Genomic DNA, 26,291 nt, shown 5'->3' with positions numbered 1-26,291 from the left:
AAAACACCGTCCGAAGTATTAAGACTAGGTACTAATAGTAGTATATAAAACTAAAAAGCAGAATGCAACAAACTTTTTTTGCAATACTGCTTTTATCATAGTAAATTTAATCTAATTTTTCATTTTCCAGCACACCAGAATCAGCAAGCTTTGAACGGAGCTCCACGTATTCATCCGCATTCCAAAACTCTTCTGATTCTATTAAGACCATGGCGTCGTTTCGAGCGGTTTCTAACGCTCGGTAGTCATGAACCATATCAGCTACCTTAAACTCCGGTAGGCCACTTTGTTTACGGCCAAAGAAATCACCAGGACCTCGAAGCTCCAAATCCTTCTCACTTACGACAAAGCCATCATTTGTCTCTGTCATAATTTTCATACGTTCTTTTCCAACCTCGGTTTTTGGATCAGCCAGAAGCACACAATACGATTGTTCACTTCCTCTTCCCACACGTCCACGTAGCTGGTGAAGCTGTGCTAACCCAAATCTTTCTGCATCATAAATAACCATCATCGTTGCATTCGGGACATTTACTCCCACCTCTACGACAGTAGTTGATACAAGTACTTGATATTGATTTGAGCTGAAAGCTTTCATCACTTCATCCTTCTCATCCGAACCAAGTCTACCATGCATCAAACCAACTTGATAACGATTTTGAAAGTATGTTTGTAGGGCAACATGAACGTCAATTGCATTTTGTACATCCAGCTTGTCCGACTCTTCAATAAGTGGACAAATGACATAAGCTTGTCGTCCTTTTCGAAGCTCTTTTTCCATAAATGAGAGAACACGATCAAGCATTTCTGCTTTTGCCCAATACGTTTCAATCGCCTTTCGACCGGCTGGCATTTCATCAATGATCGATACGTCCATTTCTCCAAACACGGTAATCGCTAGAGTACGAGGAATCGGAGTAGCTGTCATAAAGAGTACATCTGGGTTTTCACCTTTTTCTCTTAGTATCCTTCTTTGTTCTACACCGAATCGATGCTGCTCATCTGTAATGACAAGCCCCAATTTAGCGAAAACCACTTCATCTTGGATTAACGCATGTGTCCCGATTAAAATGTGTATTTCACCGTTTTTTAATCTTTCTAAGACTTCACGACGCCTCTTCCCCTTTACCGAACTCGTTAATAATTCAACTGACAATCCAACTGGCTCTAGCAATGTCTTTAGTGATTCAGCATGCTGCTCAGCTAAAATTTCTGTCGGCACCATTAAAGCACCTTGATATCCAGCTGTATAACTCGAAAAAAGAGCAATGGCAGCAACGATGGTTTTGCCAGAACCTACATCCCCTTGCAGCAAACGATTCATTCGGTAGGGAGATTTTAGATCTTTTAACACCTCGTTCACCACTCGTTTTTGTGCATTTGTAAGTGGGAATGGGAGATTATCAATAAACTGCTTTACTGTATCTAATTCATAGTTTTGAGAAAGCCCCTTTGAATTCTCTCTTTCAAATTTCCGTAAAGCTTGCATCTTTAATTGAAAATACAAAAATTCTTCATACACAAACCTTCTTCGGGCCTTTTTTACATCATCCTCGTTTACTGGATTATGCATGGAAAGCAGCGCTTCCTTCCGGTCTCCAAGCTTATATTTGGTAATCATTTTTTCTGGCAGCGTTTCTCTTATATCGTTTCCGTACTGGGAGTATGCTAGATTAATAAATCTCCTAAGACCTTTTACCGTTACATCCCCTTTCACACTATAAACAGGTACAAACTTTTTTTCTGATTCGTTTGATCCTACTTTTGCTTGAGAGGCTGTGATCATTTGACGATGCTGATCCCATTTGCCGGTTACTGTAACTAATTCATTTACTTGAAACTTACTTTTTAAATATGCCTGGTTAAAAAATACGACTTGGATTAAGTATCTATCGACTAATAATCTTATGGTCAGTCTTGATCGCTTTTTCCCATAATACATAAGAGAAGGCTCACTATGAACCTTCCCTTCTACGGTAATCCTCTCGTCATGCTTTACGTCTGTTAAATCACGCAGGCGATAGTCTTCATAACGATATGGAAAATATTCAAGTAAGTCTTCGATTGTCTCTATTCCCATGGCTGCTAGACTTTGTGCTGACTCAGCACCTATACCTTTTACAGCTGTAACGGATTGCTTTACGTTATTGTTGTTCTCCATGAACATGCGGTATTCCGAAAATCTTCGCTTCCAGTCTGCGACCTGTCGGAGTTGCCGCCAACCCTCCCTGCGCCGTTTCTTTAAGAGCGGTAGGCATCGTTTGACCGATTTTATACATCGCATCAATCACTTCATCACAAGGAATTCTACTAGTTATTCCTGCTAGTGCCATATCCGCTGCCACCATTGCATTAGCAGCTCCCATTGCGTTACGTTTCACACAAGGGACTTCTACTAAACCTGCAACGGGGTCACATACTAATCCTAACATATTTTTTAATGTAATCGCCATAGCTTCTGCACATTGAGCAGGAGTCCCGCCAGCCATTTCTACAATAGCAGCTGCAGCCATCCCAGCAGCAGATCCAACCTCTGCTTGACACCCTCCAGCAGCTCCTGAAATGGAAGCATTGTTAGCAACAACAAACCCAAAAGCCCCAGATGTAAAAAGGAAAGAGATCATCTGTTCTCTAGTAGGATTTAGTTTATCTCTTACGGCGAATAATGTTCCGGGAACCACACCGGCTGACCCAGCGGTGGGTGTTGCGCAAATTGTACCCATTGCAGCATTGACTTCATTTGTCGCTACTGCCTTTGAGACCGCATCTAGTATCGTGTCTCCACATAATGACTTTCCTGATTGAATATATTTTTGAAGAAGAACGGCGTCTCCACCAGTGAGACCCGAATGAGATGTCACTCCCTTAAGTCCACGTTCAACCGCCTGCTCCATTACCGTCAAGTTCACATTCATTTGCTCAAGAATTTTCTCTCTTGATCGACCAGTAACTTCCATTTCCTGTTCAATCATGATATCTGATATTTTTTTATTTTGTGTACTTGCGAGCTCTACTAGCTCTGCGACATTGCGAAACATGATGTACACTCTCCCTGCGTTCTAATAATCTATTTTTGAAAGCGTTACCATAATTTTTCTCTTCTAATCAACGATTTTAGCAACTTTCACCACATGGTCAAGCGCTTCTAATTCTTTAATAACTGAGTCGTCAATATTTTGATCCACTTCAATCGTCATTAGCGCTAGCATCCCTTTTTCTTTCCTTGACACTTCCATATGTCCAATATTTAGTTCGTGTGAAGCTAAGATATTAGAAACACTTGCAATCGCACCAAAACGGTCATTATGAACCACTAGAATGGCAGGGTGGTGACCCGATAACCTAAGCTCAAATCCATTTAATTCAATGATTTCTATTTTGCCACCGCCTATGGAGATTCCTACTAACTCTAACTCTCCATGCTCATCACCAATGAACACCTTGGCCGTATTCGGGTGATTTGGAATTGCTTCTTCTTCAATAAAGGTAATTTCCATTCCGTTTGTTTGAGCAATAGAAATGGAACTTATAATTCGTTCATCAAATGTATCAAAATCTAATAGCCCACCGATGATAGCAACGTCTGTCCCATGTCCCTTATATGTTTGTGCAAAAGAGCCGTAAAAGGAAATCTTTGCCCACTTTGGTTCACGGCCAAAAAGACTTCTGGCTACTCTACCAATTCGAGCTGCCCCGGCTGTATGTGAGCTGGAAGGACCAATCATTACCGGACCAATAATATCAAAAACACTTTTGTACTTCATTACTTTTCCCCCTTGTGGAGAATACTCATTTTAACCTAACGTTTCCCACATTGTATTATACATTATTGTATGAAAAAAGCTTGTAGTTTCTTCTATTTCCACTATCTACAAATTATTTTTTTCAAATGAAAGGAAGCACAGCTCTAGCCATGCTTCCATTAACATTATTCAACTGAGAAAATGAACGCATATAACGGTTGTTTTCCATCATGTATTTCGATTTCAACATCACCGTAATTAGCTTCAACAAACTGGACAATTGCATCTACATCCGCATCTGTTGCATCTTCACCTTTTAAGATTGTCAAGATTTCTGAATCTCCATCAAGAAGCTGATCTAGGAGTTTCGTTGCAGAGGCTACCTTGTCTTTATCCTTCACAACTATCTTTCCATCCGCAATTCCCATAAAGTCATCTTTTTCAATTTCTAAACCATCGATACTTGTATCACGAACTGCATACGTAATTTGGCCTGTTTTTACATTTTGTAACGCTTCTGTCATCCCCTCTTTATTACCCTCTAGGTCAGCACCTGGGTTGAAAGCAAGAAGAGCAGACATTCCTTGTGGTACAGTTTTAGAAGGGATAACAATTGCATCTTCCTCTGTTACCTCAGCCGCTTGTTCAGCTGCCATGATGATGTTTTTGTTATTAGGCAAGATAATTACTTTCTTTGCATTTACTTCTTTAATTGCCTTAACGATATCCTCCGTACTTGGATTCATCGTTTGTCCACCTTCAATTACCGCATGTGCACCAATACTTTTAAATAAGTCTGCGATCCCAGAGCCCATAGAAACGGTTACAATCCCGTACTCCAGCTTTTCCTTCGACTTTGCAGGTACGCTTTGAGTATCATTCGAACCGGACAACAAATTCGTATGCTGCTCACGCATATTTTCAATTTTTAAATTCACTAAGCTTCCATAGGTTTGTGCATACGTTAGCACATTTCCCGGATACTCGGCATGAATATGTACTTTTACGAGCTGCTCATCAGAAATAACCAATAGAGAGTCACCGTGCTGACTTAAATCCTGACGGAAGACTTGCTCGCTAAATGATTTTGATTGGAGTTTCTTCTCATCAAGCTTCACCATAAATTCAGTACAATAGCCAAACTCAATATCTTCAGTGTTCATGTGGCTTTGTACACTCTTGTGATGTTCTGCGTTCACTAGATCATCCATTGAGGATGCTAGAGTAGGACCTTCAGGCAATTTCTCTCCCTTAAGTACCGCTAAGAAGCCTTCATAGACAAACACAAGTCCTTGTCCGCCACTATCAACTACTCCTACTTCCTTTAAAACAGGTAGAAGATCCGGTGTACGCTTTAGGGAAGCCTTCGCTTCAGCAACCACTTCTTCCATAATAGTAACAATATCATCTGATTTTTTTGCTACCTCTACAGCATGTTTCGCAGAGTCTTTAGCAACTGTTAGGATCGTTCCTTCAACAGGCTTCATAACTGCTTTATAAGCAGTAATAACTCCCGCATCAAGAGCGGCGGCAAATTCAAATGCATTGATGCTAGATTTCGTTTCGATTGCTTTTGAAAACCCTCTGAATAACTGCGATAAAATAACACCAGAGTTTCCTCGTGCACCCATCAACAATCCTTTGGAAAGGGCAATCCCTACCTTCCCAAGATGGTCTTGAACATTATTTTTAACTTCCTTTGCTCCAGAAGTCATCGATAAGTTCATATTTGTTCCAGTATCACCATCTGGAACGGGAAACACGTTTAGTGCATCCACATATTTTGCATTAGAGGACAAGTGATTCGCTCCTTGTAGCACCATTTCAGCGAAACGTTTTCCATCTAAAGATTTAATTGACACAAGTCTTTCCTCCTCACTAATGTTCGTCACTACGAACGTACTGCTCAAGGAAGCCTAAAGCGTCCTAGAGCAACACATATAACTTACGGGTTCGTGACGCGAACACCTTGAACGTAAATATTAACCGAGTCAACCGCAAGGCCAACTGTTTTGTCTAAGGTATATTTCACTTTAGATTGTACATTGTGAGCAATCTCAGAAATTTTTGTACCATAGCTAACAATTATATACATGTCAATATGTACTTCATCATCTTCTTGACGAACAATGACACCTCGAGTAAAATTCTCTCTTCTTAATATTTCCGTAAGGCCATCTTTAAGTTGATGTTTTGAAGCCATTCCTACTATACCGTAACAATCAACAGCTGCTCCTCCAGCGATTGTTGCAATTACTTCATTTGAGATATCAATTTGTCCGAAATTTGTTTTCAGTTCAATGGACATAAATGCTTCCCCCTTTGGAATTTGCTCCTTAACTACAGTCATTTTACTATAAGGACTTCAAATTTAAAAGTCATATTCCCCGCACTTATAATAGAGCATTAAGATTTTACCTATGTCAAGGAAATTTTCTTGAAACCTTTTGTTACAACTGTTGCATTCCTAATGTTTGTATGATAAATTATTAAAGTATCTTTTAATGCTTGAAAAACGGACAATCCGCTATTTTCACATTAAATAAAACTTGAAAGCAATTTTACATTGCATTTTAAAGATGAACAAATAATGCTTCACCTTTGATAGTAAGGAGGGAAATGTATATGCCACGTAAATGTGTTGTAACAGGTAAAGGAACTCGTTCAGGTAACGCACGTTCTCATGCTATGAACGCTAACAAGCGTACTTGGGGTGCTAACCTTCAAAAGGTACGTATTCTTGTAGACGGAAAGCCAAAGCGTGTTTGGGTTTCTGCAAGAGCACTTAAATCAGGTAAAGTTGAACGCGTATAATGTGTAAAGAGTATCCATCTGGATGCTCTTTTTCATTTTCCTTTTAAAATTAGCCTTCCCATTAAACTTTAGAAATAGACTTTTAAATATTTATAAAAAAAAATACACCGATGCAAATCTTCCATCGGTGTAGATTGATTTTTAAGGTTGTCTTTCTTGAAAACGTGTCACAAATTCCCCTTTTGGTCTAGCCCTTTTTGAACGTACCCAACATCGCGCGGACAATGCCGCCTAAAATTTTCGGCAATTTAATCGTGTAAAATCTCATTATGTCCCTCCTCACCATCTCACGCATGAACAAGTTTAAGAACTCTCATTATCCTATTCAAAATATAAAAATAAGTACTCAATATAAGGAAGTTTTAATCGCGACTCCTTATCACCATTAATATGCCTTTCGAAAAAGATATAGTACCAATATCAGAAATTAGTTCATTACTAATACATAGAGTGGAATGGATCGGAATATGACGCTCATTTAATGGATATTTAAAACCAACAAGGGTTAAGCCCTCTACCTCGCCATGGAAAGGAATAAAAGAAATATATGTGTACTTATTATTTGCTTCTATTTTATGTGTACCTGCTTGGATTAATGAAATCATGTTTTGGCAATCGATGATTTCAATAGGAATCCCTTCATGTAATAGCACCGGTGAAAAAAGTAGCTGTACATTTGCAAAGAAATGATCCAACCTTCCACCAGTAGCACCAAAAATTCGTATTTTTTCGGGGGATTGTTTGATCGCCCAAGTTATCGCAAGTTCCATATCGGTTTCATCTTTTTCTGGTGAAAATGTATGTAATTCTCCTACCTGTTTTTTGATTAACGCAAGCTCTTCTCTTTTCACAGAATCAAAATCACCAAAAGCTTTATCAACAAATATTCCTTCTTTTATTAATGTAAGAACTCCACGATCGACACCAATCCACTCCCCACTGTATTCGTGAAGAGAAGGGATATGGTTTAATGGACCACCAGCTAAAATATTGATCTCCATTCTAAGAACCTCCTACTAATCAAGGAAAGGCTAGCTTTTAAAAAGCTAGCCTTTCTTTTATTTACCCTCTAATTTTTTCTATCGCTTTTTTTCTATCCTTTTCGTTGTAGATAGCCGAACCAGCCACAAGAACAGTCGCCCCTGCTTCAACACACTTTCTTGCCGTTTCCTCGTTCACTCCACCATCCACTTCGATTTCAACGGATAGCCCTTTTTTATCTACAAGGTCTTTTACCTGTCTAATCTTTGGAAGGACTCCTTCAATAAATTTCTGACCTCCAAAGCCAGGATTTACAGTCATTAATAGTACCATATCAATATCATCAATCACATGCTCAATTGTTTGAACAGGTGTTGCAGGATTAAGGACGACTCCTGCCTTTACTCCAAAGGATTTAATGTAGTGCACAGTCCGATGGAGATGCTTACATGCTTCTACATGAACCGTAATATAATCTGCCCCTGCATTTGCAAACGCCTCAATATATTGATCAGGATTTTCGATCATTAAATGAACATCAAGCGGTAGCTTGGTGATTGGACGAATCGCTTCTACGACCAAAGGGCCAATTGTTATGTTCGGAACAAAATGTCCGTCCATGACATCGACATGGATATAGTCGGCTCCTCCACGTTCTACATCTTTAATATCTTCTCCCAATTTTGAAAAATCAGCGGATAGTATGGAAGGTGCAATTTTCACCATAGTTAATACCTCGGCTTTCTCTCTTTGATTTCTTGAACAAAAAGCTCATAATGCTCATATCGATATACAGGAAGCTCTCCGTTATTCACCGCTTCCTTTACCGCACATTTAGGTTCCTTTAAGTGAATACATCCACGAAACTTACAGTCTTCACTTAACTTTTCAATATCAGGGAAACAATAGTTTAAGTCCTCCACCTCAATGTCAGTGAATTCCAGTGAACTAAAACCAGGAGTATCTGCAACTAACCCTTCCCCAACCTTTATTAATTCCACATGTCTCGTTGTATGCTTCCCTCGACCTAAATGGGAGGATATATCGTTTGTCTTTAATTCTAGATCAGGTCGAATCGCATTTAAAAGCGATGACTTTCCAACACCTGACTGACCAGCAAACACGGATATGACTCCTTTTAAATGCGGAAGCAGCTGCTCTAGCCCGTCCTCCGTTTCTGACGAAGTTAATATGACTTCATAACCAGCCTTCATATATTGATCACGATACATTTCGATCTTTTTTCTATCATCACTTGTTAAATCCATTTTCGTTACACAAATAATAGGCTTGATTCGATTAAATTCAACTAAAACAAGAAACCGGTCGAGCAAAGAGGTACTAAAATCAGGCTCAACAGCAGAAAACACTAATATCGCCTGATCAACATTAGAAATAGGTGGTCTTACCAGCTCGTTCTTTCGATCCTTTACCTCTAAAATATATCCCTCAGATTCATTTTCAGCCTGAAAAACAACTTCATCACCTACAAGAGGGGTCACTTTATTTAAGCGAAATACCCCTCTTCCTCGGCACTGAATCACTTGATCATCATCTGAAAGAACATAATAGAACCCACTTAACGCTTTAATAATTTTGCCTTCTGGCATATATACACTCCTTTAACAGAATGTGAACGACTAGTTCCTATCTCCATTAGTTTGAAGGGTATGGAACTGTTTCTTGATCGATAACTTCATCGTCCCTTTGAACTTTGTAAATGGCTTGCTCACCAGGAGCGATAATTAACTTAATGGTTTTAGTTTCTGTTTTTGTAATTTCAAAGGTTTCTACCGGTTCTGTGATATTATGATCCATATCCTCGATATAGATTTGGACAACTTGTGGATTTCCTTCTACTAACGGCTGATAAGGAATGGTAATTTCCCTTTGAACTTCCTTAGGAGTCGGTTTTTTCCCTTTAGAAAGAACTACGGTCACTTTCGATCCTTTTTGTAAATCTGTGCCTGCAGCAGGCTTTTGCGACATAACTGTCCCTTCCGCAACCGTATCACTAAATTCACCCTCACTTGCGATCTCAACAAACAAACCAGAGGAATGTGAATACTCTTGGATTCCTTTTTCATTATACCCCGAGAGATCCTTGAGCTTTATTAACTGGGGCCCCTTACTAACGGTAAATTCTAGTTCCGTATCTGCTGGAATAATTTCTTCCCCGCTCGATGGACTTTGAGAGATGATTTGGCCCACAGGAGCCGTGTCATCGTAAACCTCGGTTTTGGTAATGTCTTTAAAGCCCCTTGCATTTAATAGATCAATGACATCATCATATTGGCGCCCGGTATAGTCTAGCAATGTCCATTTCTCTTTACCTATACTTAAATAAAGATCCACTTCCTGCCCTTCTTTAACCGTTTTCCCTTCCTTAGGGTTTGTTTTTATAATGAGTCCTTCCTCTATTTCTTCATCTGTAACCTCAATCGTGTCACCAATTTTCAACCCTTGCTCCTGTAGGATTTCCATTGCTTCATCTAGCTCTTTTCCAGAAACATCAGGAACAAGCACGTCTTTTGGTCCTAATAAAGAAGGCAATACGGTTACAGTTAAGACTGCAAGAATAACCAATGTGAGAAAAATTGATACGAGCACAATGGGCCATTTTCTCTTCTTTTTCTTCTTCTTTTTATCATCACCTTTATCAGGTGTCTGCTGAAGAACAGGATGCTCCTTACTATGTACGAGTGTCTCATCCAACGTTTGATACTGATCCGCAGTAATGACTGGAATGGCCTTTGTAGCATCATCATCGATCGGAAGAGTGAACTTTGGTTCATCGATTCGATCTGGATCAAGGGCTGTTACCAAATCCATCTCCATGTCTTCTACGCTATCATACCGATGAAAAGGATCCTTAGCGGTCGCTTTCAAGACAATATTTTCCACACTTTGTGGAATTTTTGGATTCCATCTTCTCAAAGAAGGGGTCTCCGATTGTAAGTGTTTTAATGCTATAGAGACGGCCGACTCGCCTGAGAATGGCAGCCTACCTGTTAACAACTCAAACATGACAATCCCAAGAGAATAGATATCCGATTTACGGTTTGCCATTCCCCCTCTTGCCTGTTCAGGAGATAAATAATGAACAGAACCTAGTACAGAATTTGTTTGTGTTATACTTGTCGCACTCATTGCCATCGCTATACCAAAATCAGTAATTTTCACATTCCCTTCACGATCAATTAAAATATTATGTGGTTTAATATCTCTATGAACAATGTGATTTTGATGAGCATGCGAAATAGCTGAGGTTAACTGCTTCATGATATTAATGGCATCAGCTACATGTAAAGAAAGCTGTTGCTGTATGTATTGTTTGAGAGTTTGCCCCTCCACATACTCCATAACAATATAATAGATAGAATCTTCTTCACCAACATCGTATATACTAACAATATTCGGATGAGCCAAGCTAGTAGCTGATTGTGCTTCTCGGTGGAAGCGGCGAATAAATTCGTCGTCATTCGAAAAATCAAGTCTTAGTACCTTAACAGCCACGTCTCGATCTAAGATCATATCATGCGCTAGATAAACATTGGCCATACCACCACCGCCAATCATCTCAAGCACTTTGTAGCGACCGCTTAAACGCTTCCCGATTAGCATGCATCCCCACCCCAATCATTGCCAACGTCAAATTGTAAAATGACTAAGGTAATATTGTCCTCACCACCATGCTCATTCGCAAGGTTGATGAGAGTGGTTGCCTTTTCCTCTAATTTTTCATCATTTTTTAATATGCCTACCATTTCATCCGTTGAAACTTTATTCGAAAGACCATCCGAGCATAAAAGGAGGACATCTCCTTCTTCAAACATGATGGTCCGAATGTCCATTTTTACTTCTTGCTCCGTTCCAAGAGCTCGTAAAATAACATTTTTACGAGGATGATGTTCTGCATCCTCTCTTGAAATTTGTCCAGTTCTAACAAGCTCATTTACAAGTGTATGGTCTTCTGTTAATTGCTGATAACCTGAGTCATTTAATATATAACAGCGACTATCCCCAATATTCAGTACGGTTGAAAATAATGGAGTAACAATGGCAGCAACAACCGTTGTCCCCATCCCTTCACACTCAGCATGTTCCTGCGAATGCTGGAATACTAATTGATTGATATGAGGAATACTTTGCTTTAACCAATCCTCTGCGTGTGAGGCAGTCTCAATTCCACTGGATTCCTTCCACATTTCTTCTAAATGCTGAATTGCCATGGAACTGGCGACATCTCCTGCTCGATGTCCACCCATTCCATCCGCAACCACACATAAATACTGTCCATCACGGTTGATAAAGATTCCGCCACTGTCTTCATTATGCTGGCGAATCCGTCCCCGGTCCGTTTTAAATACCGCTTTCACCTATTGTCACCTCGTCTCTTCTTTTCGTTCCTTTGCACGAAGTTGTCCACATGCTGCATCAATATCATGACCGTGCTCTCTACGAATTGTTACATTTACTCCATGATTTTTTAACGTTTTTTCAAAAGCAAAAATTTGATCTTTAGGTGTGCGAACATAATCCCTTTCTGGTACATAGTTTACCGGAATTAAGTTTACGTGACATTTAATTCCCTTAATTAGCTTTGCTAGCTCTTCCGCATGTTCAACCTGGTCATTCACTCCACCAAATAGCCCATACTCAAAGCTTATTCGTCTGCCTGTCTTCTCAATATAATAACGTACGGCATCCATTAAATCAGGAAGCTTATACGCACGATTGATCGGCATTAAACGACTTCGGATCTCCGTATTTGGTGCATGAAGAGAAATCGCAAAATTAATTTGCATGTTTTCATCTGCAAACTGATAGATTTTCGGGATAATCCCACTAGTCGATACGGTAATATGTCTTGCCCCAATATTCAGTCCCTTATCATGGTTAATAATTTTTAAAAATGAGAGCATATCATTGTAATTATCAAAAGGCTCTCCAATTCCCATAATAACGACGGAGCTTACTCTTTCATCTGTTTCATCCAAAGCTTGCTGTACCTTTACTACTTGAGCAACAATTTCCCCTGCTTCTAGATTTCGCTTTAGTCCACCCAATGTTGATGCACAGAAGGTACAACCGATACGGCAACCGACTTGAGTCGTTACACACACTGAATTTCCATACTCATGTCTCATGAGGACCGTTTCAATCGAGTATCCATCATGTAACTCAAATAAAAACTTAATTGTACCGTCTGATGATTGCTGTTGAATAAGTGTATTTAGCGTAGTTAGTGTGAAATGGTTTTCTAGTGATTCCCGTAAAGTTTTTGAAAGATTGGACATGTCCTCAAAAGAAGTCACTCTCTTTTTATATAACCAATCAAAAATTTGCTCGGCACGAAACGCCTTTTCGTTTTGCTCTACTAACCATGCTTTTAAATCATGTAATTCTACAGAGTAAATGGATGGTTTCTTTACTGATGTTTGTTCTTTTTCAATAGTTGTCTGTTCCATTTCTTTATACCTTCTTCCTTAAACTTGCAATATAAAATCCATCTGAGCCAAAATCTTGTGGGAAAATTTGTAGCTGAAAATCTGTCATCAGCGGCTGAATAGCCTTAGGCATTCTTTCAATGACTGAATCGTCTCCCTCAAATTCTGTATGCTTTTGTAAAAATGCCTCTACTACCTCATCGTTTTCGGAACGGTCTAGCGTACATGTACTGTAGATTAATGTTCCACCTGGCTTTAATAGTGGGGTTACAGAGTCTAATAATTGTAACTGAATCGACTGAAGACGAGTTAAATCCTCTTCTTTTTTTGTGTACTTCATATCTGGCTTTCTTCTCATTACACCAAGACCAGAACATGGGGCATCAAGCAAAATACGGTCAAACGTCTTACCTTCAAACTCTTCTTGTACCTTGCGGCTATCCATCGCCTTGGTTTCTATATTGTTCAATCCAAGTCGAGTGGCATTTTCATTAATTAGTTTCACCTTATGTTCATGAAGATCTAAAGAGATAACTTGTCCTGTTTCCTCAAGTTTTTCAGCGATATGGGTAGTCTTGCCACCTGGTGCCGCACACGCATCTAAGATGGTTTCATTTTGTTCAGTTCCTAATGCATATGCCACAAGCATAGAGCTTTCATCCTGAATGGTAATCAGACCCTCTTTAAAACTCTCCGAATGAGCAAGATTTCCTTTTAGGCATTTGATTGCTTCAGGTACAACCACACTTTCCTCGACAAGGAAGCCTTCTTCTGAAAGTCTCTTGATGCAAGCTTCCCTTGTAATTTTATTTGTATTCACTCGAGCTGTTTGCATCGGTGCGGTTAAGTTGATCTCACACATCTCTTTTGCCTTATTATACCCAAATTGCTCGGTCCATCTTCTGACAAGCCAAATAGGGTGACTGGTTTCAATGGACAATCGCTCTACCTCATCCTTGATCTCATTAATATCTCTAATCCCTTCTCTTTGCAAAGAGCGGAGAACACCATTCACCATTCCAGATATTCCTTTATGACCTCTCTTTTTAGCAATTTCCACAGCCTCATGAATGGCTGCACGATCAGGAATTTTATCTAAATAAAGCATTTGATACAAGGTCATTCGTAGTACCTGCACGACCCAGTTTTCTAGCTTCTTGGGATTTTTAATAAATGGCTCTAAGTAATAATCAAGAGTCATTTTTCTCTGTAATGTTCCATATGTTAATTCCGTTAACAATCCAATATCCTTCGGTGCAATTTGATTCTTTTTAATCACATTGTTCAAAAGCAGATTGCTATATGATTGATTTTTTTCAATTTGCTCTAGAATGGTTACAACACTTTCTCGAACATTTAATTTTTTTGTCATTCGCTAACTCCTATACTATCTCCAACCTTTAAATACGAACCTGCCCCACGTAAAAATTGACCTGCTGTCATTTTCTTCTTACCAGAAGGCTGGAGTTCAAGCACTTTTATTGCCGTATCATTTCCTGTTGAAATAACAAAACCATCTTCCTCAATAGCTATGATTTCTCCCGGATTGTCCTTTTTCATCGACTTTACTTTTGTTGCCCACCAAAGTTTCATCACTGAATCGGAAAGGGACGTGTATGCTACTGGCCATGGATTCATGCCTCTGATATGGTTGTAAATTTCTTCACCTGTTTTTGACCAATCAATTTTCTCTTCCTCGCGCTTTATATTATACGCGAACGTTGCTTCATTCTCATTCTGGGGAATCGGTTCTAGTTTCCCACTAATCAGCTTTGGCAATGTATCTAACAATAATTGCGAGCCTGCAACGCTAAGCTTATCATGTAAAGAACCAACCGTATCTGTTTCTGTAATAGGCACTTCTACTTGCGTTAAAATATCACCCGCATCAAGCTTTTCTGCCATATACATTATTGTGATTCCTGTTTTTTCTTTTCCTTGAATAATTGAGTAATGGATGGGTGCCCCTCCGCGCAATTCTGGTAAAAGGGAAGCATGTACATTAATACAACCGAGCGGTGGCGCTTCTAATAGCTCCTTCGGTAGGATTTGTCCAAATGCTGCCGTCACAACTAAGTCTGGCTTCAAGCTTAATACTTGATCCAAGTCCTCTCTTACACGAATTTTTTCCGGTTGAAGGACAGGAATTCCATGCTTCTCTGCTTCTACTTTAACCGGAGGTGGAGTAAGCACTCTTTTTCTTCCAACTGGGCGATCTGGTTGAGTCACTACACCAATCACTTCGTATCCAGCTTCTATTACACTTCTTAATACGGGAACTGAAAAATCAGGAGTACCCATAAACACTATTTTTGTCATTCGCTTTCGACTCCCTCTAACTCTTCTTCAGCTAAATACCTGGTTACTTTGGACGTAAATAAAATGCCGTGGAGATGATCAATTTCATGGAGAATGGCACGTGCTAAGAAGTCCTCTGCTTCAATCACAAATGCTTTTCCTTTTCGGTTTCGAGCCTTTACCTTTACAAAATACGGTCTTGTTACCTCCCCGTATATTCCAGGAAAACTTAGACACCCTTCTGGACCTGTTTGTTCACCGGATACTTCTACTATTTCTGGGTTAATTAATTCAATCGTACCTGACTCATCGTCTATATCCACGATAGCAATTTGTTTCGCTAGACCAATTTGAGGTGCTGCAAGACCTACCCCATCAAATTCAATCATCGTTTCATACATATCATTTAGTAGCTTTTCTAGTTTTTTATCAAATACCGTTACTCTCTCACATTCTTGCTCAAGAATCTCTGCAGGGTGAGTAACTAGCTTTTTTACTGTCAAAATACTTCCTCCGATTTTTTAATATTTATCACTATTCTCTACGAAAACAACTCTCTTCATAACCCACTACATGAGAATATAAGGATTCACGTCTGTAGAAATGGTTAACCCGGTTGTTGCAGATTCATGCTGATATTGATCAAGTACAGTTTTAATTGCACGACCTAACTGTGGCTCACGTTTGTATTTTATCAAACATTGGTATCTATATCTATTTTTGATTCGAGGAATCGGTGAGGCAACCGGCCCAAGAACAATCGCTTCTGGGGATAGACTATTACGTACATATCCGGTAATTTTTTCTGTTACCGACACTACTTTCATCAAATTCTCATGGCTTACTGTAATCAGTGATATATAGTAGAAAGGGGGATAATGGTGAAGTTTCCTTATTTGCATTTCCCTTTCATAATACAGATCATAGTCCTGCTGGGCTGCAAACTGAATACTGTAATGCTCAGGGGTATAGGTTTGTACAATAACCTCTCCCGTTAGCTCATGTCTTCCAGCTCTCCCACTAACTTGTGTTAATAGCTGAAAGGTTTTCTCAGAAGATCGGAAATCAGGGATATGCAGCATGGTATCCGCTGAAAGAACTCCTACCAGCGTAATCTTGGGAAAATCCAATCCCTTTGCTATCATTTGAGTCCCTAACAGAATATCTGCTTTTCCTTCACCAAATTCGGTTAACAGCTTTTCATGTGCCCCTTTTTTCGAAGTCGTGTCCACATCCATTCGAATCACCCTTGCTTCAGGTAATACCTTGCCAAGTTCTTCTTCAATTTTCTGAGTACCCGTCCCAAAATAACGGATATGCTCAGACTGACACTCCGGGCAGTTGGTCGGAACAAGGGATTCATAACCGCAATAATGACACTTCATTCTTTCGCTAAATCGATGATAGGTTAGTGAAATATCACAATCGGGACAGTTAACGACATATCCGCAATCTCTACACATAACAAAAGAGGAATGTCCACGTTTGTTTAAAAACAATACGGTTTGCTCTCGCTTTTCGAGACGGTCTTTTAATTTTTCCATTAATATCCTAGAAAACATTGACCGGTTACCTTCACGGAGCTCCTCCCGCATATCTACTACTTCAACATGAGGCATCGGACCACTATTCATCCGGCTAGGTAATGTTAATAACTCATACACACCTTTTTTAGCCCTAGCAAAGGATTCAAGCGCTGGAGTTGCACTTCCTAGAACAACGGGACATCCATACTTTTTTGCACGTTGGATCGCAACGTCTCTTGCATGGTATCTAGGATTTTCTTCTTGTTTATAACTCGTTTCATGCTCCTCATCAATTATAATAATTCCGAGATTTTCAAATGGAGCAAAAATGGCAGATCTTGCTCCTACCACAACCTTCACTTCTTTTCTTTGAATCTTACGCCACTCATCGTATTTTTCTCCGGTAGAAAGCCCACTGTGCATGACAGCCACCTCATCCCCGAACCTTCCCTTAAACCTTTTCACCATTTGTGGAGTTAAGGCGATTTCTGGAACAAGCACGATTGCTTCCTTTCCCTTCTCTAATACCCGTTGAATCGACTGTAAGTACACTTCCGTTTTTCCACTACCCGTTACTCCATAAAGTAAGAATACTTTATGGAGATCTTCTTCAATCGTTTGTAAAACAGGGGCAATCGCATTTTTTTGCTCTGAGGTTAACGCTAATGGTTGTGTCCGGTCAAATACACGATTTTCGTAAGGATCTCGGTACACTTCCACCTCTTCTTCCTTTAATATCCCTTTCTTGACGAGACCCTTTATAGCTGAAGAGGAGGTAGTAAGTTCGTTCATTAATAGTTGCATGGGAAATGGGGCGGGATTCTCTATGAAAAACTCGATGATCTCCCTCTGCTTGGTTGCCTGAATGGATATAAGCTTAAGTGAATCGGCCAGTTCCTTCTCACTCACATCTGGCATAACATACTTGCGCTTTTTTTTATTTACTCGTTCCTTTACTTCATATATAAATTCAACATGGCCAGAGGATATTTCTTTTTGCAAGGCTTTCCATGCATCGTTATCAATACCATCAAAATTAACAATCAGACTCTTTCCGAACACCCTTTGTAGGACCTGTGGTAACAAATTTATATCAGTTGTTACTCGTATCCTCTTTTCATATTTAGCTTTTAGTGCTGCGGGGAGCATGACCTGGTAGGCAGAAATTCGGTAACAAAGCGTTTCTTTAGATAACCAATCCCCTAGCTGTAATAACTCTTCATTTAATACCGGAACGATATCCATAGGAGCTATAATATCCCTTAGCTTCTCAAATTCCGAACTTTCCTGAATTGAAATAACAAAGCCTTGGATTCTCCGTGGGCCAAACGGAACAACTACCCTCATCCCGGGTATAATGATCCCTTCTAAATGTTCTGGGATCCGATAATCAAATGGTCTGTCGGTTTGTTTAGCTGGCACATCCACTATGACACTGGCAATCATTTAGCTTCCTCTTTTGGTAACAGCTTCAAAGCCTCTAGTAGAAGGGTTTTGGCTGCCTCTTGCTTGGTCATTAAAGGCAAGGAAATAGAATGACCATCCCGCTTGTAGATCGTTATTTTATTCGTATCTGTCCCAAAACCAGATCCTTCTTCTGTCACATTGTTAGCCACGATCATATCTGCATTTTTCTTCTCGAGCTTTTTCATGGCGTACTCTTCCACATGATCTGTTTCCGCAGCAAAACCAACCAATACTTGGTGTCTTTTTCTTTTTCCAAGCTCAAATAAAACATCCTTTGTTCTTTCTAATTCGATGTTTTCGTCGCCTTCCTGCTTTTTAATTTTCTGATTAGCTACCCTTTTGGGCTTATAATCCGCAACTGCAGCCGTTTTAACGACTAAATCGCTAGATTCATATTGAGCAATCGCTGCCTCGAACAGGTCCTGTGCACTTTCCACATAGATGATTTTTACTCCCGGTGGTGGCTGAATGGAAACAGGTCCTGATATAAGAGTAACCTCCGCCCCCAAATCCCTTGCTTGCTCGGCAATGGCATACCCCATTTTTCCTGATGAAAAATTGGTAATATAGCGGACCGGATCAATTCTTTCCCTAGTTGGTCCTGCGGTTACCAGAACCTTTTTATCCTTAAAAGGAGTATCTGCAGGCTGGAAAAATTCAGTTATTTTCTCAATAATGGTCTCTGGTTCTTCCATTCTGCCTTTCCCAACATACCCACATGCTAAATAGCCTTCGCCAGGCTCGATAAATCCATATCCGTAGCTACGTAGTGTTTCTAAATTCTTTTTTACTGCTGGATGGTCATACATATGAACATTCATTGCAGGGGCAATCCATACAGGAGCAGTCGCTGCAAGTAAGGTCGTAGTGATCATATTATCAGCAATCCCATTGGCAAGTTTTCCAATTACGTTAGCAGTAGCCGGCGCAACCACAATTAAATCTGCCCAATCGGCCAAATCAATATGGGCAATTACCTTTGAGTCCTTTTCATCAAACGTGTCCATATGTACATCGTTTCTCGAAAGTGCCTGAAAGGTTAAAGGTGTCACGAATTTTGAAGCCGATTCACTTAAAATCACCTTTACCTCAAACCCAGCTTGAGTGAGCTTGCTTGTTAGAGCTGCTGCTTTAAAAACAGCAATTCCCCCAGTAACACATAGTAAAATCTTCTTTCCTCTCACAGAAAAAACCTCCGTTCGATAAACATCTTTCCTCCATTATGCAAGAACAAATCTTCATTTGCATCTTTAAAACAAAAAACAACCTAAAATTTAGGTTGTTCCCGTCTTTATTCAGCTGATTCGTCTTTTACGATACGGTAAGTAAGTCTATCGGCATGAATTTCTTCTAAAGCTTTTCCAACCTGCTTATGTGAAACATACTTATCTAAGTGCAGGTTTTCCCCTTGTTGTAGCTTTCGTGCTCTTTTGGCAGCAACCGAAACTAGTGAATACTTTGAGTCAATTTTTGTCATTAATGAATCAATTGATGGATATAACATGGATTAATCTACCTCCAAAATTCTTCTGTATCTAGGTTCTACACGTTCACGACGTAAATGCTCAGCAATGACGATCGCTTTAATTCTATCAACAGCTCTGTCGACTTGGTCGTTCTCCACAACATAATCATATAAATGCATCATTTCTAATTCTTCTCGTGCTGCATTCATCCGATTGTTGATAACATCCTCTGTTTCCGTACCACGTGTGACAATCCGATTTTTCAACTCAGATAAACTTGGTGGAACGAGGAAAATAAAAAGACCATCTGGGAATTTCTTCCGAACCTGTCTCGCACCTTGTACTTCGATTTCCAAGAATACATCTTTCCCACTATCTAATGTTTGTCTCACATAATCAACTGGTGTGCCGTAATAATTGCCCACGAATTCGGCATATTCAAGAAGCTTTTCCTCTTTAATCAGGTGTTCAAATTCTTCTCTAGACTTAAAGAAGTAGTCAACTCCATCAACTTCCCCTTCTCTTGGAGCTCGGGTAGTCATTGAAATAGAGTATTCAAAGGCGGTATCAGGTTGTGAGAAAACCTCTTTTCTTACCGTACCTTTTCCTACTCCTGAGGGTCCAGATAGTACAATTAATAACCCTTTTTCTTGCATGAATCTTTTCCTACCCTTCATCAATAATATCATCTTTATCATTTAATCGTGCTGCAACCGTTTCTGGCTGAACCGCCGAAAGAATGACATGGTCACTATCCATCACAATTACTGCACGAGTTCTACGTCCATATGTAGCATCTATTAACGAACCACGATCCCTAGCATCTTGAATAATTCTCTTTATCGGAGCTGATTCGGGACTAACAATAGAAATAATTCGATTTGCAGAAACGATGTTTCCAAAACCGATATTTATTAGTTTAATTGACATGATTGTCCTCCAATCATAAGAATTATTTTTACCTTCCTAAAGCTTTTCTAAACCAAGAGCTACTCAATATTTTGAATCTGCTCCTTAATCTTTTCAATTAAGCTTTTTAACTCTACCACTTCAGCTGCTATTTTTGCGTCATTTGCTTTCGAACCAATCGTATTTGTTTCCCTATTCATCTCTTGAACAAGGAAATCAAGCTTTCTTCCAACAGGCTCTTGATCATTTAGGAAGCGATTAAATTGGACAATATGACTATCGAGTCTTGTTAGCTCTTCGTTGATATCGGCTTTATCTGCAAAAATGGCAACTTCCGTCACAATTCTCATTTCATCCAGCTGTAGGTCTACGTATTCTTGAATTCTCTTTTTTAATCGATTCGCGTATTGCAGAGTGACAGTCGGCGCATATTGTCTTAGTGCTTCAACCGTTGATTGTATCTTTTCAATATGGGAGCGAATATCCTGTTGCAATGCTTTCCCTTCGGCTTCACGCATATTTACACAAAATTGAGCAGCTTCAAGCAAAGCATCCAACACAAGTTCTTCCATATACTCGTTGCCAGATTCTTGCTCTTCAATGCTAAATATCTCGTCTCGTTTAAGTATATCTTTTAATGGAACTTCCTCCTGAATTTGGAAGCGATCCTGTATTTCCTTTATGTACTGAAGATAGTCCTGTAAGAGATTCCAATCAACTGAGAGTTTTCGATTCGTAAGTCCCTCACCTTCAACGGCGATAAAGACCTCAATTCTTCCTCTCTTTATGTATTCATTTAGCTTCTTTTTCAGCTTATCCTCGAAGTTAGAGATACTTCTAGGTATTCGGAAGTGATATTCTGCAAAGCGATGATTTACCGTTTTAACCTCAACAGTTACCTTGATATGTTCATTGCTGCGGATGCTTCTACCAAAGCCTGTCATGCTTTTTACCAAACCCAACACCCCATACTTTCCTGAGTATAGAAAAAGGTAATAGAGCTTTCTCTATCACCTTTTGGATTATAACATACTTTATTTATTTTTACTTGCCAAAAATGAACCTGCTAATAAAAAAGTTGGGATTGATGCAAAACCTATGACTAATAACCAATCACGAAGAGCCAGTGGAACGGTATGGAAAATTGGCTGTAATGGTGGATAGTACATAACTACTAGCATTAGTGCTAATGACGAAATAACCGCCCAGACAAGATACATATTTCCAAATGGGTTTCTTGAAAATACCGATTTTTCACTACGGCAATCAAAAACATGAATCAGTTGTGCTAACACAAGAGTGGCAAAAGCAACCGTTTGTGCATGAACTAAATCATTTGGATTTTCATTATACGAAATCATAAACGCTAGCAATGTGGAAATTCCAATCAAGAAGCCTCGGGAGATAACCTTCCAGCCTAACCCTCTAGCAAATACCCCTTCTTTAGGACTTCGTGGACCACGCTTCATTACATTTTCCTCTGGCTGATCAAGTCCTAATGCCATAGCCGGTAAACCATCCGTTACAAGGTTAACCCAAAGAATTTGAATCGGTACTAGAGGTAATGGAAGAGCTAGCAGCATAGCAAACAGCATCACTAATATTTCACCAACATTGGAGGCAAGAAGATAACGAATAAATTTACGAATGTTCTCGTATATATTCCTTCCTTCTTTAATGGCTGCTTTAATCGTCGCAAAATTATCATCAAGAAGAACTAACGCAGATGCTTCTTTTGCCACATCAGTACCGGTAATTCCCATTGCCACACCGATATCTGCTGCCTTTATAGCTGGCGCATCATTAACACCATCACCAGTCATCGCAACAATATGACCTCTGCTTTGAAGGGCCTTTACAATTTTCAGCTTATGTTCAGGTGAAACGCGTGCAAATACAGAAACGTCATCAACAACTTCTTCTAGCTCTTCTACTGACATTTCATTTAGTGCATTTCCATCCAGCACCTTGCTCTTTGGCGTTAATATGCCTAACTGCTTTGCAATCGCCTTGGCTGTAATGATATGATCTCCTGTGATCATTACCGTCTTAATACCAGCTTCCTTACACTCTTTTACTGCAAGCTTCACTTCTGGTCTTGGAGGATCAATCATCCCTTGAAGCCCGATAAACGTTAGATCTTTTTCCGCTTCTTCCTCATCAAGTATGATTGTTCCCGGTGTGATCTCACGGTAAGCAATCGCGATTGTACGTAACGCTTGAGATGCTAACCCTTCAATGGCATTTTTCACTTTATCCTCCATGTCACGAGACATAAATTGTCGTCGATTTTCCCAGAGGATTGATTCACTTTTTGAAATTAAGACGTCAGGGGCACCCTTAGTGACAATAAATTGTCTTCCATTCGTATCCTTTACGACAACACTCATCATTTTACGGGAGGAATCAAACGGAAATTCTTTTACTAATTCAAATTGTTTTTGTAATACGTCTCTAGTAAACCCAGCTTTTAATGCTGAGACAAGAAGCGCACCTTCTGTAGGATCTCCGTCAATAACATATTCATTGTCTTTTTGAGTTATTTCAGCGTGGTTACAAAGCATTCCAAACATTAACATTTGCTGAAGTGCTTTTTCTTCTTTAATCGAAACCTTATGATCCCCACGATAAAATTCTCCTCTAGGCTCATAACCAACCCCACCTACTTGGGAAACCTCTCCCCCGCTCCATAAATGGGTAACGGTCATTTTATTCTGTGTCATCGTGCCTGTTTTGTCTGAACAAATGACAGATGCACAGCCTAGGGTTTCAACAGCAGGAAGTTTTCGAACAATCGCTTTTTGCTTTATCATTCGTTGAACTCCTAGTGACAAGGCAACCGTTACAATAGCCGGAAGCCCCTCAGGAATGGCTGCCACCGCTAAAGATACTCCAGCTAAAAACATCGTATATAAATCGTGTCCACCAACAACCCCAGCAATAACAACTAAAACGGTTAATAATAGAGCTGCCGTAATAAGAATTTTCCCTAATTGCTCTAATCTTCTTTGAAGAGGGGTCTCCATCGTTTCAGCATTTTGTAACAGGTCAGCGATTTGGCCCATTGCTGTTTTCATTCCGGTTCCAACGACAACACCTACACCGCTACCCCTTGTTACCATAGTGCCCATAAAGGCCATATTTTCCATATCACCGAGACCTAGGTTTTCCTCTTGGAGTTTGCTATCTGTTTTTTGGACAGGTAACGATTCTCCTGTTAATGCAGATTCCTCAATCTCTAAACTATTGGTTTCTATTAATCTCACATCTGCCCCAATTCGGTCTCCACTGGAAAAACGCATGATATCTCCTGGTACGACCTCCCTTGAGACTACTTTGACCCAATTACCATCTCTTAAGACATATACCTGCGGGGCAGATAGCTCTTTTAGGGCCTGAAGGGAGCGCTCGGCTTTACGCTCTTGAAAAAAGCCTAAGAATCCATTGACAATGACAATTGCAATGATGGCAATAGCATCTATATACTCACCTAACAGTCCCGAGATTAACGTCGCTGCTAATAAAACAAGAACCATGAAGTCTTTGAATTGACTAAAAAACAAGATCAAAGCAGACTGCTTTTCTCCTTCTTCTAGCTCGTTGAATCCATGTTGTTTTATACGATTTACTGCATCAGCCTCAGATAAACCGACCATGTAATCAGTATTTAAGGCTTTTTCTACTTCCTTTTTCTCCATCCCATGGAATTTCATCCGGCAATCCCTTCCTCCTTTTTGATTGGGCTCTTTTCGCAATGCGAAAAACTGCCACACGTCTACAGAGTTGTCCCAACTCACTCTAAACTAAGCTTATTCAGCCTCGTCCCAAAAAATGATATAATTATTACAAAAGTGGAAGCGACGCTTTTTAGAATGTAATTTATAGAAAAGGATGTTCTCTTATGTCATTTGACGGACTGTTTACGCGCGCTATCTCTAAGGAGCTTTCTGAAGCTTTACGTGGTGGGCGTATTAATAAAATTCACCAACCATTTAAAAATGAAATTGTGCTTGTAATCCGCGCGGGTGGAAAGAATCATAAGCTTTTGCTTTCTGTCCACCCTAGTTATGCTAGAGCACAGCTAACCACAGAACCATACGAAAATCCAAGTGAACCACCCATGTTTTGTATGCTATTAAGAAAACATTTGGAAGGATATATATTAGAAGATATTCAACAAGTTGGACTTGAAAGAATGATTGTCTTAGATGTTAAAGGGAGAAACGAGCTCGGTGATCTGTCGAGTAAACAACTCGTTATTGAAATCATGGGCCGTCATAGCAATATTATATTAATAGATAAGACACGAAACATGATTTTAGATAGCATCAAGCACGTTTCCTATGCTCTTAACAGTCATCGTGCGATTTTGCCCGGTCAAGAATACAAGCTTCCTCCTGCTCAAAACAAGTACAACCCTCTAGAGGCAACAGAAGAGGATGTCCTAAAACGAATTGATTTTAATGCTGGTAAAATGGATAAGCAGCTAGTTGAGCAATTTTCTGGTTTATCTCCACTTTTAGCTAGAGAAATCGTTCAGGAGGCAGGAATTTCAAATCGACATACATTGCCAAAAGCTTTTATCAGTCGGATGGAAAAAATTCGTACTCATCAATATGAGCCATCCATTATGAATGCCCTAGGGAAAGAAATATTTTACCTTTTCCCTATCACCCACAATTCTGGTGATTATCAATCCTTCTCTACTATCAGCCAAATGCTCGACCGTTTTTATTTTGGCAAAGCGGAAAGAGACCGTGTAAAACAGCAAGGAAATGATTTGGAACGGTTGATTATTAATGAGCGGGATAAAAACAAGAAGAAAATCGATAAGCTACAAAAAACGTTGGTAGATGCCCAAAATGCAGAGGAATATCAATTGTTCGGGGAGTTATTAACCGCCAATCTTTATGCGGTTGAAAAAGGAATGACGTCCGTCGAAGTTATCAATTACTACGATGAGAATGCTGAAATGATTACCATTTCTCTTGATCCTCAAAAATCACCATCAGACAATGCGCAACGATATTTTACGAAGTATCAAAAAGCAAAAACAGCACGTAAAATCGTTCAGGAGCAAATTGAAAAAGCGAACGAGGAAGTGTTGTATTTTGAGACATTAATTCAGCAAATGGAGACTGCTTCCATTAAAGATATTGAGGAAATTCGCCAAGAGTTAATTGAGGAAGGATACATTCGTGACAGACAAAAAAACAAATCAAAAAAACAAGTAGTCTTAAAGCCCGTACTTGATCAGTATGTATCTTCCGATGGAACAGACATCCTTGTTGGAAAAAACAATAAGCAAAATGATTATTTAACAAACAAAGTAGCGAGTCGTGATGATATTTGGCTTCACACAAAGGACATTCCCGGATCGCATGTAGTTATCCGAAGCAAAAACCCAAGTGAGGCTACTATTCTAGAAGCAGCTAATATCGCTTCCTACTTTAGTAAAGCACGAAGCTCAAGCTCCGTTCCCGTTGACTTCACACAAGTCAGACATGTTAAGAAACCAAATGGAGCAAAACCTGGCTTCGTCATTTATGACAATCAACAAACTGTATACGTTACACCGGATGAAAACCTCATCATCAACTTAAAAAAATAAGAAAAATAAAAAAGGGTGTCAGACAC

24 protein-coding genes are annotated in these 26,291 nt (G+C 39.6%); 2 read left to right on the top strand and 22 right to left on the bottom strand.

Annotated features, from left to right (window positions below; all coding sequences use genetic code 11):
• Nucleotides 1-106: 106 nt before the first annotated feature.
• From recG to BKO01S_RS10745, 5 genes are all read right to left on the bottom strand, one after another.
• Nucleotides 107-2,161: an ATP-dependent DNA helicase RecG gene (gene recG, locus BKO01S_RS10765; protein WP_066053151.1), complete on the bottom strand. Its 2,055-nt coding sequence runs from the start codon at nucleotides 2,159-2,161 to the stop codon at nucleotides 107-109.
• Complete coding sequence (gene sdaAA, locus BKO01S_RS10760) at nucleotides 2,145-3,038, bottom strand: L-serine ammonia-lyase, iron-sulfur-dependent, subunit alpha (protein WP_066053149.1); 894 nt, start codon at nucleotides 3,036-3,038, stop codon at nucleotides 2,145-2,147. The genes recG and sdaAA overlap by 17 nt, the downstream gene beginning before the upstream one ends.
• Nucleotides 3,039-3,101: 63 nt before the next feature.
• Entirely contained in the window at nucleotides 3,102-3,764 is a 663-nt protein-coding gene (gene sdaAB, locus BKO01S_RS10755; protein ID WP_066053146.1) for an L-serine ammonia-lyase, iron-sulfur-dependent subunit beta, read from the bottom strand.
• Nucleotides 3,765-3,928: 164 nt separating this feature from the next.
• Nucleotides 3,929-5,605 carry a DAK2 domain-containing protein gene (locus BKO01S_RS10750; RefSeq protein WP_066053141.1) on the bottom strand — a complete coding sequence of 559 codons (1,677 nt, stop codon included), beginning with the start codon at nucleotides 5,603-5,605 and terminating at the stop codon, nucleotides 3,929-3,931.
• An 83-nt stretch (nucleotides 5,606-5,688) separates the two neighbouring features.
• Nucleotides 5,689-6,051 carry an Asp23/Gls24 family envelope stress response protein gene (locus BKO01S_RS10745; protein WP_066053139.1) on the bottom strand — a complete coding sequence of 121 codons (363 nt, stop codon included), beginning with the start codon at nucleotides 6,049-6,051 and terminating at the stop codon, nucleotides 5,689-5,691.
• A gap of 317 nt (nucleotides 6,052-6,368) precedes the next feature.
• On the opposite strand from BKO01S_RS10745, the gene rpmB reads away from it, so the two are divergent.
• Nucleotides 6,369-6,557 carry a 50S ribosomal protein L28 gene (rpmB, locus tag BKO01S_RS10740; RefSeq protein ID WP_066053137.1) on the top strand — a complete coding sequence of 63 codons (189 nt, stop codon included), beginning with the start codon at nucleotides 6,369-6,371 and terminating at the stop codon, nucleotides 6,555-6,557.
• Nucleotides 6,558-6,744: 187 nt separating this feature from the next.
• Here the strand turns inward: rpmB and spoVM are convergent, their stop codons facing one another.
• The 17 genes from spoVM to BKO01S_RS10655 all read right to left on the bottom strand — a co-directional run bounded on the left by spoVM (nucleotide 6,745) and on the right by BKO01S_RS10655 (nucleotide 24,367).
• Entirely contained in the window at nucleotides 6,745-6,825 is an 81-nt protein-coding gene (spoVM, locus tag BKO01S_RS10735) for a stage V sporulation protein SpoVM (protein ID WP_066053134.1), read from the bottom strand.
• Nucleotides 6,826-6,919: 94 nt separating this feature from the next.
• Nucleotides 6,920-7,558 (bottom strand): thiamine diphosphokinase, encoded by a 639-nt coding sequence (locus BKO01S_RS10730; RefSeq protein ID WP_066053131.1) that lies wholly within the window; start codon nucleotides 7,556-7,558, stop codon nucleotides 6,920-6,922.
• A 61-nt stretch (nucleotides 7,559-7,619) separates the two neighbouring features.
• Nucleotides 7,620-8,264 carry a ribulose-phosphate 3-epimerase gene (rpe, locus tag BKO01S_RS10725; protein WP_066053127.1) on the bottom strand — a complete coding sequence of 215 codons (645 nt, stop codon included), beginning with the start codon at nucleotides 8,262-8,264 and terminating at the stop codon, nucleotides 7,620-7,622.
• 2 nt (nucleotides 8,265-8,266) lie between these two features.
• Nucleotides 8,267-9,148 carry a ribosome small subunit-dependent GTPase A gene (gene rsgA, locus BKO01S_RS10720; RefSeq protein WP_066053124.1) on the bottom strand — a complete coding sequence of 294 codons (882 nt, stop codon included), beginning with the start codon at nucleotides 9,146-9,148 and terminating at the stop codon, nucleotides 8,267-8,269.
• A gap of 46 nt (nucleotides 9,149-9,194) precedes the next feature.
• Nucleotides 9,195-11,162 (bottom strand): Stk1 family PASTA domain-containing Ser/Thr kinase, encoded by a 1,968-nt coding sequence (gene pknB, locus BKO01S_RS10715; RefSeq protein WP_066053120.1) that lies wholly within the window; start codon nucleotides 11,160-11,162, stop codon nucleotides 9,195-9,197.
• Nucleotides 11,156-11,917, bottom strand: coding sequence for a Stp1/IreP family PP2C-type Ser/Thr phosphatase (locus BKO01S_RS10710; RefSeq protein WP_066053117.1), 762 nt, complete (start codon nucleotides 11,915-11,917; stop codon nucleotides 11,156-11,158). The genes pknB and BKO01S_RS10710 overlap by 7 nt, the downstream gene beginning before the upstream one ends.
• A gap of 6 nt (nucleotides 11,918-11,923) precedes the next feature.
• Nucleotides 11,924-13,009, bottom strand: a complete 1,086-nt coding sequence (rlmN, locus tag BKO01S_RS10705; protein ID WP_066053114.1) for a dual-specificity RNA methyltransferase RlmN — start codon at nucleotides 13,007-13,009, stop codon at nucleotides 11,924-11,926.
• Nucleotides 13,010-13,013: 4 nt separating this feature from the next.
• Entirely contained in the window at nucleotides 13,014-14,360 is a 1,347-nt protein-coding gene (rsmB, locus tag BKO01S_RS10700) for a 16S rRNA (cytosine(967)-C(5))-methyltransferase RsmB (RefSeq protein WP_066053111.1), read from the bottom strand.
• A complete protein-coding gene (fmt, locus tag BKO01S_RS10695; protein ID WP_066053108.1) occupies nucleotides 14,357-15,307 on the bottom strand; it encodes a methionyl-tRNA formyltransferase in 951 nt (316 codons plus the stop codon). Before fmt ends, rsmB begins: the two co-directional genes overlap by 4 nt.
• Complete coding sequence (gene def, locus BKO01S_RS10690) at nucleotides 15,304-15,789, bottom strand: peptide deformylase (RefSeq protein ID WP_066053105.1); 486 nt, start codon at nucleotides 15,787-15,789, stop codon at nucleotides 15,304-15,306. The genes fmt and def overlap by 4 nt, the downstream gene beginning before the upstream one ends.
• Before the next feature lie 66 nt (nucleotides 15,790-15,855).
• Entirely contained in the window at nucleotides 15,856-18,258 is a 2,403-nt protein-coding gene (gene priA / locus BKO01S_RS10685; RefSeq protein WP_066053102.1) for a primosomal protein N', read from the bottom strand.
• Nucleotides 18,255-19,463: a bifunctional phosphopantothenoylcysteine decarboxylase/phosphopantothenate--cysteine ligase CoaBC gene (coaBC, locus tag BKO01S_RS10680; protein ID WP_066053098.1), complete on the bottom strand. Its 1,209-nt coding sequence runs from the start codon at nucleotides 19,461-19,463 to the stop codon at nucleotides 18,255-18,257. The genes priA and coaBC overlap by 4 nt, the downstream gene beginning before the upstream one ends.
• 107 nt (nucleotides 19,464-19,570) lie before the next feature.
• Nucleotides 19,571-19,783, bottom strand: coding sequence for a DNA-directed RNA polymerase subunit omega (gene rpoZ / locus BKO01S_RS10675; protein ID WP_066053097.1), 213 nt, complete (start codon nucleotides 19,781-19,783; stop codon nucleotides 19,571-19,573).
• A 3-nt stretch (nucleotides 19,784-19,786) separates the two neighbouring features.
• A complete protein-coding gene (gene gmk / locus BKO01S_RS10670; protein WP_066053094.1) occupies nucleotides 19,787-20,401 on the bottom strand; it encodes a guanylate kinase in 615 nt (204 codons plus the stop codon).
• Nucleotides 20,402-20,411: 10 nt separating this feature from the next.
• Nucleotides 20,412-20,675, bottom strand: coding sequence for an extracellular matrix/biofilm regulator RemA (remA, locus tag BKO01S_RS10665; RefSeq protein ID WP_066053091.1), 264 nt, complete (start codon nucleotides 20,673-20,675; stop codon nucleotides 20,412-20,414).
• A gap of 59 nt (nucleotides 20,676-20,734) precedes the next feature.
• Nucleotides 20,735-21,610: a YicC/YloC family endoribonuclease gene (locus tag BKO01S_RS10660; protein WP_066053086.1), complete on the bottom strand. Its 876-nt coding sequence runs from the start codon at nucleotides 21,608-21,610 to the stop codon at nucleotides 20,735-20,737.
• A gap of 78 nt (nucleotides 21,611-21,688) precedes the next feature.
• Nucleotides 21,689-24,367, bottom strand: coding sequence for a calcium-translocating P-type ATPase, SERCA-type (locus tag BKO01S_RS10655; protein ID WP_066053082.1), 2,679 nt, complete (start codon nucleotides 24,365-24,367; stop codon nucleotides 21,689-21,691).
• Between the two features lie 188 nt (nucleotides 24,368-24,555).
• On the opposite strand from BKO01S_RS10655, the gene BKO01S_RS10650 reads away from it, so the two are divergent.
• On the top strand, nucleotides 24,556-26,265 hold the full coding sequence (locus BKO01S_RS10650; protein ID WP_066053077.1) for an Rqc2 family fibronectin-binding protein: 1,710 nt from the start codon (nucleotides 24,556-24,558) through the stop codon (nucleotides 26,263-26,265).
• The last annotated feature ends 26 nt before the right edge of the window (nucleotides 26,266-26,291 follow it).

The organism is Robertmurraya korlensis NBRC 107688 (assembly GCF_001591645.1).
Classification (GTDB): Bacteria; Bacillota; Bacilli; order Bacillales; family Cytobacillaceae; genus Robertmurraya_A.
This window is presented reverse-complemented; position numbering and strand designations above follow the sequence as displayed.